General features: G+C 42.7%; 10 protein-coding genes. 3 read left to right on the top strand and 7 right to left on the bottom strand.

Annotated features, from left to right (window positions below; translation table 11 throughout):
• Positions 1 to 1,523 precede the first annotated feature (1,523 nt).
• From H6G03_RS01400 to H6G03_RS01410, 3 genes are read right to left on the bottom strand one after another with little or no spacing between them, the layout of a single operon-like run.
• Positions 1,524 to 3,437 (bottom strand): ABC-F family ATP-binding cassette domain-containing protein, encoded by a 1,914-nt coding sequence (locus H6G03_RS01400; RefSeq protein ID WP_190461305.1) that lies wholly within the window; start codon positions 3,435 to 3,437, stop codon positions 1,524 to 1,526.
• Positions 3,438 to 3,441: 4 nt separating this feature from the next.
• Positions 3,442 to 3,837 carry a glyoxalase superfamily protein gene (locus H6G03_RS01405; RefSeq protein WP_190461307.1) on the bottom strand — a complete coding sequence of 132 codons (396 nt, stop codon included), beginning with the start codon at positions 3,835 to 3,837 and terminating at the stop codon, positions 3,442 to 3,444.
• Between the two features lie 15 nt (positions 3,838 to 3,852).
• Positions 3,853 to 4,908 (bottom strand): saccharopine dehydrogenase family protein, encoded by a 1,056-nt coding sequence (locus H6G03_RS01410; protein WP_190461309.1) that lies wholly within the window; start codon positions 4,906 to 4,908, stop codon positions 3,853 to 3,855.
• A 116-nt stretch (positions 4,909 to 5,024) separates the two neighbouring features.
• Here H6G03_RS01410 and H6G03_RS01415 point away from each other — a divergent pair, with 116 nt between their 5' ends.
• The 3 genes from H6G03_RS01415 to H6G03_RS01425 are packed head-to-tail and all read left to right on the top strand — an operon-like array spanning position 5,025 to position 8,079.
• Positions 5,025 to 6,839: an ABC transporter ATP-binding protein gene (locus tag H6G03_RS01415; RefSeq protein WP_407650716.1), complete on the top strand. Its 1,815-nt coding sequence runs from the start codon at positions 5,025 to 5,027 to the stop codon at positions 6,837 to 6,839.
• A 25-nt stretch (positions 6,840 to 6,864) separates the two neighbouring features.
• Positions 6,865 to 7,299 carry a beta-carboxysome assembly chaperone CcmS gene (gene ccmS, locus H6G03_RS01420; RefSeq protein WP_190461311.1) on the top strand — a complete coding sequence of 145 codons (435 nt, stop codon included), beginning with the start codon at positions 6,865 to 6,867 and terminating at the stop codon, positions 7,297 to 7,299.
• Positions 7,300 to 7,350: 51 nt separating this feature from the next.
• On the top strand, positions 7,351 to 8,079 hold the full coding sequence (locus H6G03_RS01425) for an NlpC/P60 family protein (RefSeq protein ID WP_190461313.1): 729 nt from the start codon (positions 7,351 to 7,353) through the stop codon (positions 8,077 to 8,079).
• Between the two features lie 26 nt (positions 8,080 to 8,105).
• Here H6G03_RS01425 and H6G03_RS01430 read toward each other — a convergent pair whose 3' ends face one another.
• The 4 genes from H6G03_RS01430 to H6G03_RS01445 all read right to left on the bottom strand — a co-directional run bounded on the left by H6G03_RS01430 (position 8,106) and on the right by H6G03_RS01445 (position 12,113).
• Positions 8,106 to 8,831: a response regulator gene (locus tag H6G03_RS01430; protein WP_190461315.1), complete on the bottom strand. Its 726-nt coding sequence runs from the start codon at positions 8,829 to 8,831 to the stop codon at positions 8,106 to 8,108.
• Between the two features lie 178 nt (positions 8,832 to 9,009).
• Positions 9,010 to 9,894 (bottom strand): alpha/beta fold hydrolase, encoded by an 885-nt coding sequence (locus H6G03_RS01435; RefSeq protein ID WP_190461317.1) that lies wholly within the window; start codon positions 9,892 to 9,894, stop codon positions 9,010 to 9,012.
• 57 nt (positions 9,895 to 9,951) lie between these two features.
• Positions 9,952 to 10,689: a bifunctional 2-polyprenyl-6-hydroxyphenol methylase/3-demethylubiquinol 3-O-methyltransferase UbiG gene (gene ubiG / locus H6G03_RS01440; RefSeq protein WP_190461319.1), complete on the bottom strand. Its 738-nt coding sequence runs from the start codon at positions 10,687 to 10,689 to the stop codon at positions 9,952 to 9,954.
• 188 nt (positions 10,690 to 10,877) lie between these two features.
• Complete coding sequence (locus H6G03_RS01445) at positions 10,878 to 12,113, bottom strand: RNA-guided endonuclease InsQ/TnpB family protein (protein WP_190461321.1); 1,236 nt, start codon at positions 12,111 to 12,113, stop codon at positions 10,878 to 10,880.
• Positions 12,114 to 12,165 lie beyond the last annotated feature (52 nt).

Genomic DNA, 12,165 nt, shown 5'->3' on the forward strand with positions numbered 1-12,165 from the left:
TGTTTTTTAGCTTCTTATATTCACCCTCCCTTACATTTTTTTGTTTATTCTTATAATATTTGCCTGTTTAGTGTTTTGACAAGACCGCTATTGCTCATTTTTTTAAAGCATATCACACATCATTATTTAGATAATTTTTGTGTGTTTTTCCTGCTTTATTTCTTTTCCCGCCGATTTACAAGTTCACTTTTGATATGCAGACTTAGACTTTTGCTTTGATAGCTCTTACTTTATATCGTATAAAGATAAATTACAAGAAACTTAATCTTATTTAAATTTTTCCTCCTCAGCGTGCAGCTTATTTGTCAAATACCTTATACACAGTCAACGAGATACACCCATAGATAAAACCTCCTTACTGGTTTTCTCCATTTGGGGGCTGTTTGCTTCGCGTAATAACGCGAACTTTTCCAAATTTCAACAACCTTGTGGGTTGCTTAGCTTGCTAACAGATACTTTTCCAGTATGGCATCGGTTTGCATTTGACTGGCTCAGTAAAGAGTAAATTTTTTAGGTGGTAATTATTACCGTTTTAGCAGAGCGAATATGGATCGTTTTAGATTCGATCGGCCAACTTTCTCAGATCCATTCAGCTGTTCTATTAAGTGTTCAACTCAAGAGTGCCTACATCTTGACAAGTAGATATGTGGTATGCTAAACATTTTAGGCTTTCAATCCTCCTATTTCGATTTGACTCCAAGGACAATATAGCTTATTGTTCAGTCACTCTAACATAAAGAAATTATAATTTTTTTAAATTTACTCCTTAAGATAGATGATTTGGGCCATAAAATTGCAGATTTTGGCTTGGCATTCCGAAGATAATAGAGGTAAGCAAATCCAGAATATATAGCAAACTTTCGACAAACCAAACTACAGTTATAAGGCCAAGTGCCTGGTTAGATGCTTGCACGCGCTCGCCGATCCAAATGACTGTTTGATTTTACCGGAAATGTGCTATATGCCCTTTTTTTTTGAGAAACTCAGCATCAAAGTTAGTACTGCTCTATCGCAGGAAGAAATTTAGAAGCTGTATCGACTGGATGTTATGCCAAAATAGGTGTGCAATGCCCAAAATTGGTAACAGAAGGGATACACCTCATAGAAAAATTGATGGTTTTGTTCTCCAGTATCAATTTAAATCACAGCTTATTCTTTCTGTAAAGGTTCTCTATCACTTTTTTAAATATCTTAATTATTATACTTTTCCTACTTTTCCTACTTTTCCTACTTTTCCTACTTTTTGCTACAAAATAAATAAAGTAAGTTGCTACTTACTGGCGTTGAATACCTATGAAAACTTAGTTTTTTTAGTTTCATAGCTTAAAAAATAATTCGATCGACTTTTGCGTAGTTAGTGCGGAAAACTAGGTTTTTGGGGAATCGAGCAATTGGACATAGAGCCACAGAAAAGCCTCAGAAAGTAAGCGAGCTATTCAAATCATGAGGTTTACCGATCGCACTATTTACCGGAGAGCAAACAAAACAAGGTTTTCACCCCAAAGAAGCAGAGCCAGCTTATATTAGGACTGAATATCAGCCAATTCTAACCAGCGCTCAGTTGCGAGATCGATAGCCTTAGTCAAAGCTTCCACTTTTTCGTACAACTCTCGCACCTTAGTGACTTCTCCAGGAGGAGCATTGTAAAGTGCTTTTTCCACTTCAGCTTTTTCAGCTTCCATCTGAGCTATTTTACTTTCTAACATTTCAAATTCTCGTTTTTCTTTAGATGAAAGCTTGCGCGGTTTGTGGCGATCGGTTGATTCTTCCTTAACTTTCGAGCGAGGTTCTTTGGGCTTTTCTTCAGGCTTGGGAGAAGCTTCTTCTTCTGCTTTTTTGAAATCCAGATAAATTGAGTAATTACCGGGATATTGACGGATATTCCCACCCGATTCAAAAGCAAAGATAGTATCTACAGTGCGATCGAGAAAATAGCGATCGTGCGAAACTGCAATTACACAACCGTTAAAATCTTCCAGATAATCTTCCAGCACCGCCAAAGTCTGCACATCCAGATCGTTAGTCGGTTCGTCCAAAATCAACACATTTGGCGCACCCATCAAAACTCTTAACAGAAACAAACGCCGCTTTTCACCACCAGAAAGTTTATAAATCGGTGCATATTGCTGATTACCGGGAAACAGAAATCGCTCCAACATTTGCGAAGCGCTAATCTGAGTACCATCGGCAATTTTGACAAATTCACCTTCTTCTTTAATGTAATCAATTACCCTCTGATTTTCATTCATAGCGGCAAGTAACTCATCAGAATGCTGGTCAAAATACCCGATATGAATCGTAGAGCCGATCTCAACACTACCCGAATCAGGGCGATCCCGGCCTGTAATAATATTAAGCAGAGTAGATTTCCCAGCGCCATTTCCGCCAACGATACCGAGTCGGTCTTCCGGATTAAAATTGTAAGTGAAATTGCTAATTAAAGTGCGTCCGCTGTACGCTTTAGAGATATTCGTAATTTCGATAACTTTTTTGCCAATCCGACGCCCAGGAGTAGCAATATCAACTTTTCCTTGAACTTGTTTAAACTCCTGCGCCTGCATATCGCGGATACGTTCAATGCGAGCTTTCTGTTTGGTGCTGCGAGCTTTTGGCCCACGCTTGAGCCATTCTAATTCGCGACGCAATACGCCCTGATGTTTGCGCTGACTGCTGGCAGCTGATTCTTCAGCTAAAGCCTTCTTTTCGAGATAATAAGAATAGTTACCATCGTAGCTGTAGAGATCCCCTCTGTCAATTTCAATAATCCGGTTGGTGACGCGATCGAGAAAATAGCGATCGTGCGTAATTAACAGAATCGCACCTCGAAAACGATTCAAATAACTCTGCAACCACTCTACCGATAGAGCATCCAAATGGTTTGTCGGCTCATCCATCAACAACACATCGGGATCGGAAAGTAACGCAGCTGCCAAAGCAATGCGCTTGCGGTATCCTCCCGACAAACTGCCAATTTTAGCATTAAAATCTTCAATTCCCAACTTAGTCAGAATAATTTTGGCATTAGTTTCTAATTCCCAAGCGCCTGTTGCTTCCATACGCTGCATAATAGCAGATAGACGCGCCATGATTTGGCTATCTTCGGGAAAATGAGCTAATTTATCCGAAAGTTCCTCATACTCGCGCACCAAAACCATGCGCTCCCCGCTATCGGCAAAAACTTGCTCCAAAACCGTATGATTTTCATCTAAATTTGGTTGCTGAGGTAAATAGACAATGCGAGTGCCGGAGTTAACTATAATTTGACCGCCGTCGATCGGCTCCAAACCGGCAATCATTTTTAATAGAGTCGATTTGCCAGAACCGTTAGTACCAATCAATCCAACCTTATCTGTAGCACCCAGACTAAAGCTGGCATCTTTGAGAATTTCCTTAATGCCAAAGTCTTTTTTAACAGATTGCAGTGTAAAAATACTCATCTTATTAGTTATTTGAGCGCTCTAGCTCGTAAAATGTAATGCAGACGCCTGCCGGATCGACTATTTTAAACTCTTTCATGCCCCAAGGTTTGCTTTCCAACTTACCGTTAGGATGAATTATCCCTCCATCCTGAGCCAGAAACTCCTCGTAAAGTTCTGCGATCCCATCTACTTGAATGAGAAAAGTCGTCGATTCTGCCAGGTGTCGATCGTCATTTTGTTGCAGAATGATTTCTGCTGAGTCGCGTTTGACAATTGCCATCCTGATGGGATTGCCTTCTTGATGGATTTTGGTAAACCCAAGCTGTTTTTCATAGAAGGCGATGGCTTTTTCCATATTGCCACCAGCCGGAATAATCGGGGTGATGTTTCCCAGTAGGGGTGGTTTGTTCGCGCTCATAAATTTATTGGCAAATTAATTAACATCTTCTCGGAAAACCCCCTCAATTTCTAGGATAAAATCTGCTCCATAAACTTTTGATGGCGTTTGGAAACCTACAGCCACCTGTCCCCCTAACACTTTTTGGACGATCGCCAAAGCAGTCATCGCCGTGAGAGTATAGCCTTCGGGGCATTGCAGCCGAGAAACCAACTTTTTACCGCTATCGTCTTCCACCTCTCCCCACAGCAGACTGCTTCCCTGTGTACGTTGGGCATCGGTTGGCCCAGGCACTTGTTTCTGAATCTGAGCTTTCAAGTATTCTTGCACGGGAGGGAAAGCCAACAACCAACCGATGTAGCGACTCATCAGCATCAGCCTGCGCCGTGATGCCGGTACTGGCATATACAATTCGATGTGAGGAATTCCCGTACTGTAGAAAGCTGTAGACACATCCCCCCACGGTACTGTTGTAGCTTCCACTTGCCCTTGTCCGAAATCGATTTGACGGGTTTTCCAAGCAGCGGGAACGGGGGTAATAATTCCATCGCGCCTGACTAAACCGCCTTTGTGCTGATTTTCGATGACTGTGGTAGCAGTTCCTCGCGATACTCCACCCTGGATTTGAAAAGCGAGGGAGAGTCGCGTCGCAGTGGGGAGTCGTCTTTTAAGGTGCGCGGCTAGACAGTCGGAGGGGACGACATCGAAACCTACTCCTGGGAGAAACATAACTCCAGCTGTTTTCGCTTCGGCGTCGCGGGATGCGATCGCTTCAAATACGCTTACTTCTCCGGTAATATCCAAATAGTGCCTTTTCGTCCGCAAACATCCATCCACCATTGGTTTAGAAGTGCGCGAAAAAGGGCCAGCACAGTGCAGCACTAACGGTACATCGGCCAAAGCTTCGTCTGTGGCAGCTGTATCGTCGAGAGAGAAGGCGCGATATTCCAAACTCAGTTCTGTTGCCAAAGGTGCTAATTTTTCGGCATTGCGTGCGGCCAAAATCGGGCGAAGTCCGCGCTGTACAGCCAGTCGAGCAATCAGCGTCCCCGTATAGCCGTTCGCACCATATAACAGGAAATTTGATGACATATCAAATATATTAAGCCTTAACTTCTATGATGAGCTTTTATCGCCAATTAATAATTAATTAGTTAGACTGTGCAAGGGCAGTATTTATGTGCATTCAAGATTAAGCGATCGGGCAAGTGACCAAAGCTATTACTCCTCGTAAATCTTCCTTGAGAAGGAAGCACCTCGGTTCGGTGCATCCCCTCAAGCGCCTGATTGATTACGGAAAAGATTATCGCCAGCAAATATGGCTGGCAACTGGCTGCTCAATTCTCAACAAAATCTTTGACTTAGCACCACCCGCCCTGATTGGGATCGCGGTTGATGTGGTGGTGAAACAAAAGGATTCGATCGTTGCACAGTGGGGCATTAAAGATATTTTTTGGCAATTCGCCATTCTTTCCATCCTCACCGTCATTATTTGGATACTGGAATCTGTATTTGAGTACGCCTACGCGAGGTTATGGCGCAATTTGGCGCAGAAAATTCAACACGAGTTGCGCCTAGATGCTTACAAACATATCCAAGAACTGGAAGTTGCCTATTTTGAAGACCGCAGTGTTGGCGGTTTGATGTCTGTACTCAGCGATGATATCAACCAATTAGAGCGCTTTTTGGATGTGGGAGCCAACGATCTGATTCAAGTTTCCACAACAGCGATAATTATTGGCGGCGCTTTCTTTATCTTGGCTCCCAGCGTGGCGTGGATGGCAATGTTGCCTATGCCGTTTATTATCTGGGGATCGGTATTTTACCAGCGTCTGCTTGCGCCTCGCTATGCGGATGTGCGGGAAAAGGTTGGTTTCCTCAACAGTCGGTTGGCAAATAATTTGTCGGGTATCGTGACGATTAAAAGCTATACGGCAGAGGAATACGAAGCAAGGCGTCTGGAGGTGGAAAGTGAGGCTTATCGGCAAAGCAACCGACGTGCGATCGCACTTTCTGCTGCCTTTGTCCCCTTAATCCGTATGATTATTCTGGCTGGATTCACGGCGTTGCTGCTGTATGGCGGCGTGGAAGCGGCGAACGGCAAAATGTCCGTGGGTACTTATAGCGTATTAGTTTTTCTAATCCAAAGATTGCTATGGCCTTTAACGAGATTGGGAGATACTTTCGACCAATATCAACGGGCAATGGCATCTACTAATAGAGTAATGAATCTGTTGGATACGCCGATCGCCATTCATACCGGCGATATGCCTTTGCCAGTCAATTCGGTACGCGGGGAGTTGGCGCTGCGGGATGTCACCTTTGCCTACAACGGACGCCGCCCAGTAATTGAGCATCTTTACCTAGATATACCAGCCGGGAAAACGATCGCCATAGTCGGTTCTACTGGCTCTGGCAAAAGTACTTTGGTAAAATTGCTGTTGCGCTTGTACGAAGTTCAAGCGGGAACAATTAACCTTGATGGCATTGAATTGCGCCAGCTGAACCTTAAAGATTTGCGATCGTGTATTGGCTTAGTCAGCCAGGATGTATTCTTATTTCATGGCACTGTTGCCGAGAATATTTCTTACGGTAGTTTTGATGCTACTTTTGAAGATATAGTATCGTCAGCTAAGATTGCAGAAGCCCACGACTTTATCATGCAGCTACCACAAGGTTACGAAACCATTGTGGGTGAGCGGGGGCAGAAGTTATCGGGTGGACAGCGGCAGCGGATTGCGATCGCACGGGCTGTGTTGAAAAATCCACCCATATTGATTCTCGATGAAGCTACGTCGGCAGTGGACAACGAAACAGAAGCGGCTATTCAGCGTTCGCTGGAAAGAATAACTCAAAACCGGACAACGATCGCGATCGCCCATCGCCTTTCGACTGTCCGCAATGCCGATTGCATCTATGTTATGGAACATGGCAAATTAGTGGAATCGGGAAGACATGAAGAACTGCTCGATCGACAGGGTATTTATGCCAGCCTCTGGCGAGTGCAGTCCGGTTTGAAATGATATTGGCAACTACTGAATTAAGAAAATGGTAATGTTCGATAGTATCCAGTCCGATCGGGGTGAAAACAACTGGCGACATCAGTTAAATGATTTCGTCAAAGCAAATCAGCAAGAATTGGCTGCTTTAGCTTGGGGACTATTTGTGGAAAGAGGAGAAAACTACGAAAATACTTTAGGGATAGACCTCGAACCCACTCCCCATTTTGTCTATTGTCCCAGACAGGCGATTGAAGCGCTCAACGACAAAGTTGAGAACAGACTGCAAGAGATTTTGGGCATTTTAGACGCTCACAATCCCAAACAGGAAGTTTTGCTCATCGGCATAGGCAACGCCCAATTAAAGCTAGTTCAGTTTGAACCGGAACCCCCGCCACCCGTATGTTTTGAACAAGCTGCCGCAGATGTCGATACTTTACTAGAACGTTTAGAGCAGCGGATGTGCGAGCAGATTAAGCTATAAACATCCAGCTCGTATAGTTTTAGAGCAGCCCTAATTGTAGGAGCGATCGAAATGCGATTCCCAAAAATCAAGCGATGGCTCTTATTCCTGTTATGGAGTTGGGCTTGGTTTCTGTTGATAGTCTTACTTATTTACCCCATCAGCTATGGCATATTCCGCTTAATTACTGTTCTGCTTTGTTTGTACCTTTGGCTGGGAGCGCTATTTTTATTCTGGAACAAAAATAGTATTAGATACTTGTGTTTTTTGTTGGCTTTAATAGTCAGCGGCATAATTATCCTGCCTGGTTATCAAGTAGATGGAAGCATCCTCCGCCAAAAGTATGTACAAGAACTCAGTTACTACGAAGGATCTCTATATGTTTGGGGTGGCGAAAACAAATTTGGAATTGACTGCTCGGGTTTGGTACGCCGTGGGTTAATAAACGCTAATTTAAAAATGGGATTGCTATCTTTTAATTCCAAATTACTCCGAGAAGCATTTTTGCTGTGGTGGTACGATGCTTCCGCCGAAGCTTTAGGAAAAGAATACAGAAACTGGACAAAATTTCTGTATAAAGCTCCCAGTATTAACGAGTTAGATAATTCAAAAATCCAAACAGGAGATATTGCGGTTACAACAGACGGCTTACATATCTTAGCTTACATAGGAAATAACGTTTGGATCGAGGCAGACCCCAACTATCAAAAAGTAATTAAGGTCAAAGTACCCGATGCGAGCAATATCTGGTTTAGAGTTCCCGTTAATATATTAGAATGGCGACAGTTTGAGACAGGCTGAACAGAACAGCATTCGCTTGGCATTAATCATCGATAGTCCCAGTCGCGACACAGTTCTTCAGGACGACCGCAAGGGTACACAGCGCAGTTTATGCCATCCTTTCCATAGTAATACTGGCATACTTGGCAGGGCTTAGTTTCCTCTAACTTTTGCCGCAAAATAGCCCAGTCTTTTTCCAAAGTAGCTTTGTATTGAGTTGCCTTAGAATGATGGATATCGATTTGTAATGCTTGCCCAAAAGCAGCAAGGGCATCCTCATAAAACCTGGTAATTTGCAAACCGTATTTCGTCCAAGCATCAGCGCGGCATTCGTATAGTTTAATTAAGTTTAAATTTAAAATGCCGTATTCTGTCCAAGCATCGGCAGAAACATTCTCAGCCCAACTTTGGGTGTCTAACAAAACTCGTTTTACCGTACCAATTAGTTCTCTCGGTTGCCAAGGTTTACTAATATATGCCTCTGCAAGTTCTATGGCACCATAAAGAGCAAGTTGTTGTACCTTTACTGTTAAAAATACCACAGGTATGTTGCGAGTTTCCGGGTTAGCTTTGAGCAAACGGCAAACATTGTAACCATCAATTCGGGGCATTACCACATCCAGCAACACCAAATCGGGACTATTTTGCTGAATTTTCTCTAATGCTTCGACGCCATCGGACGCTTGGATAACGTTCAGTCCCCACCACGCTAGCTGGTGCGAGATGCACTCCCGCTGGCTGCGAGAGTCTTCCACAACGAGAACTGTACTCATAATTCTTAGTTAGGGGGAATTTGGGTAATATCCGCAGATTTATCTGCTGGTTTTTACATTAAATTTACCCACTTTGAGGAAATTTCTTATCACTACTCCGTAATTTCCCGGAAATTCTGGTACTGCAAGAGATTGCTCTTCCCCAGCCCCTCTCCTGCAAGGAGAGGGGTGCGATACCCTAACTGCGGAAGTCTAAAATGTGCTGTGCAGTGATTTGCGGCTTTTCCAAGTGTGGAACGTGTCCGCAATCTTCGATCCAGATGAGTTTGCTGTGGGGGACGGCTTTGGCAAATTTTTCGGCATCGCGAGTACCCAAAATGCGATCGCACTTTCCCCATAAAATCAGAGTTGGCTGCTGAATTTGGGAAACTTTATCGCCAAAATATCCATAACCGCCACTTTTCGTAAAAGCGATCAAAGCTGCGTCCCAAGCTGGCATTTCTAAATGTAATGCCGCACACAGTTGTGCATCGGGAGAAGCTAATTTTTCATCTCGATAAGCATTTTTGCTAATTTTTTCCCGCACTTTCGGGTTACGCAAAAACGAAGTAGCCAGATAACCGAGAGGAGGAAATAAATACTTACCAATAGTCGGCCCTTTTGTCAAGCCAGCGCTATCAATTAGCACCAACTTTTTCACAAGTTGGGGGTAAGTGAGGGTAAAATCAATTGCCGCTGCGCCTCCCATTGAAGCGCCCACTAAAATTACAGGTTGCTCGATCGCACTTTTCCAAAAGTAGTATAAATGAGTAGCGATCGCACTCGGACTAAACGGCAAACCAGTAACTCTTTCCGTAAATCCAAAACCCAGCAAATCCATCGTCCAAGTTTCATTTTCCGCCGCTAGCAAGGGTAGCAAGCGGCGAAACTCAAACACCGAACTATCGAAACCGTGCAATAATACGATCGGCGTCCCACCGCTACCCTGCCGAACGTAAGTTGTCGGAATTGGTAGTTCGCTTAAAGGGGTAGAAATCGCCTGTTGCTGGATATTTTGAGCGAGGGCGATCGAGGCGGACTCTGTTAGCTGCGCGACTGACTGAGGGAGAAGATTGGCAAACATAAATCTGAGCTTACCTTGAAATAATCGTGCTAACTGGAATTATATATTCCTAATATTTTAAGTCACTTTTTCCGCTTTCCCGATATACATAATTGAGGTATCATCGTTTATCTTTACTTGCACCATCCCCGTTTTTTTATATTCTCTATAACTGTCGATGTTTAGCTTTAATGCTTCTCCAAAAAGGTCAAAACCTTTAATGTCTATATTTCCGAACCCTCGCTCGGTCATTATTTTTGTAACTTCTTCTGGCTTAATAAACTTATTCCAATCGTGGACTCCTCGTTTAATTTCGCCTAGTATATTTTCCATCAGCCAAATCATCACAAATTTAGATTTAAAATTTCTGTTGATTGTATCGAAGAAAAATAAACCATTTGGCTTCAAAAACCGATGAATTTCGGCAATAACTTTATTGACATCCGCTACGTGTTCCAAAACATCCACACATATCGCCGCATCAAATGTGTTCGCTTCATAAGGCATTGTTTCTGCCAATCCAGACTTATAGTCAATCGCAAATCCTTTACTCTCTGCGTGTTTTTGAGCGATTTCAATACATTTTGCCGATTGGTCTAAACCCGATACTACTGCACCTCTTTCTGCCATGAATTCGCAGGAAAATCCGCCACCGCAACCGACATCCAGCACCCTCAACCCCTGCCAATTTGAAATGTAGCGATCGAAAAACTCAAAACGCGGCTTATTCAAATGATATAGTGCATAGATTTTTGACTCTTCCTGCCACCAAGCATCCGCACTTTCATCGTAAAATTCCAAGTTATTCCTTTTCATATCTCCACTATTTTAGAAAACAAGCGTTTGCTCTGCCAGACTATTGCAAGCACTTCCTGACTAAGCGATCTTCACGATAGAAATCGCTAGCGGAATGCTCGTTTGCTTTGACTGGATTGTAAAATATCTTAACCTTAGTTTGCGATAAACTAAAGCATCACCGCTCAACTAAACCAACTCAAACCTACTCACAGGCTGGGCGGTCTAGTCGTTCGTAGTGGGTCAAGCACCACAGGGTTAAACGGCAAACCCTTTATTCCTTGGTTTAATACATCAGGAATTACTTTTCGAGTAACATTAAATGACCCATTCACATCGGCATTTAATAACCGACCCTGGGCTGTTTTATACAATCCTCTCGCTATTCTATGTCCCTGAAACACTGGTTTGTTTTCCCCATATTTAGGTACATCATCTCCATCTAGAGCGCTAGCCCTAGATGTATAAGCTTCTTCTGTAATGACCACCAGTATCCCTTTTAATTCGGCTTTATAGGTCAACATTTCTATTAACCTATAATGGGGAATATCCACAAATTGTTGATTATTCCTTCTTCCTAAGTTAACTGATTGTTTCCAGGTTGGATTATGCCCAATTACTAGGATTCCTATTTGATGCTGTTTACACCAATCTATCGCTCTTCTGCTGGCTGTATGTAGATAATTTTCTACTCTACAGTTGCGTTTATGTGTAAGCTTTTTTAATCTGTGAGATTGGGTTTGATAGTGCTTGATTTTTAGCTGGGATTGTAAACAGGAACGTTGTTTATTGTAAAAGGTGTTAATCGCTTTTAGTGGTCTGCCTTTGATCAAAAGAGGTCTGACACCTGTTTGATTTGTCGTTACAGCCATTAAGTTATTAACGCCTAAGTCTATACCTGCTATTTGTCGCTCATTTGTTGTTTCCTCTACTTTTTCATAAACTATTTCGATTACATAACAACTACTTTTTGGCACAATTCTCGCCTCTAGGATTTCATGAGGTGATGTCGGAATTTGTATTTCACTCATCGAGAGATGACAAATCCCTTTTTTTAAGGCTTTTTTCGAGATTGATTCGTGAGAGTATGGCAGAATATTGCGCCCTTTGGTTTTATGTTTATATCCCGGTATTTTTGGTTTACCTAAAAATTTTTCGGGATGTATCTGCCAGGTTTTTACAGCTTGAAAATAACTTGTCCAGGCAGAATCTAATCGACGGATAATTTGCTTACTCACTTTTGTGGGTAAGGCTTTGTAGTCTGGGGTTTGTGAGAGAAGGTGGTAAAGTTGATTAAAGTTTAATTTCTGCTGGTGTTGAAAAAAGTGTTGACGATAATGATAATTCGCTAGATTAAACAAATTTTTCGACAAAAAAGCCTTGTGGTCAATCTCTGACCAGAGGGGATGGTTTTTTGTGATAATATGACGTTCCACTAGCTTCATGTTGTAATTATACTGTGAAAAGAGCTTTCTCAAAAACTCCCTCGCCAAAAAT

The organism is Aerosakkonema funiforme FACHB-1375, assembly GCF_014696265.1.
In the GTDB taxonomy this organism is placed as follows: Bacteria; Cyanobacteriota; Cyanobacteriia; order Cyanobacteriales; family Aerosakkonemataceae; genus Aerosakkonema; species Aerosakkonema funiforme_A.